Genomic DNA, 507 nt, shown 5'->3' on the forward strand with positions numbered 1-507 from the left:
GCGGGCGCATGGCCTCGGCCGGTGCCAGACGCACGGTGGCGCCGATGGCGCTGAGCGTGCCCAGCAGGGCCGTGGTGCCCGTCACACCTGCGCCCACCAGAATCAGCCACGGAGCAATGCGGTGCTCGAACACGGGAAAGAAGAAAAACTCGGCATACAGCCCGGTCAGCATCGTGCCCAGCCAGTTGCCCAGCGCCACCCCCAGCGCCAGCCCCACCACCACGATCACCGACACCAGCTTGAGGTAGTGCGCGGCAATGGCGGCATTGGCGTAACCCAGCGCCTTGAGCGCGGCGATCTGCTCACGCTGCGTGGCCACCAGGCGCGACAGCACCACGTGCAGCAAAAAGGCCGCCACGGCCAGAAAGATGGCCGGCAGCAGGGTGCCCATCACGCGCTGCTCTTTGATTTCGTTGTCCAGCATGGCGTGCGATGCCTGGTCTTCGCGGCCCCGGGCATCGCGGCCCCCATAGGGCGCCAGCAGGCGCGAAAGGCCGCCCAGCGCGG

Annotated in this window: 1 protein-coding gene; it reads right to left on the minus strand. The window is 68.6% G+C overall.

Translation table 11 applies throughout. The features are described from left to right. A partial coding sequence (locus ACDELDRAFT_RS23490) for an ABC transporter permease (RefSeq protein WP_005802080.1) occupies positions 1–507 on the minus strand: 507 nt, incomplete at both ends.

This window comes from Acidovorax delafieldii 2AN (assembly GCF_000175235.1).
In the GTDB taxonomy this organism is placed as follows: Bacteria; Pseudomonadota; Gammaproteobacteria; order Burkholderiales; family Burkholderiaceae_C; genus Acidovorax; species Acidovorax delafieldii_B.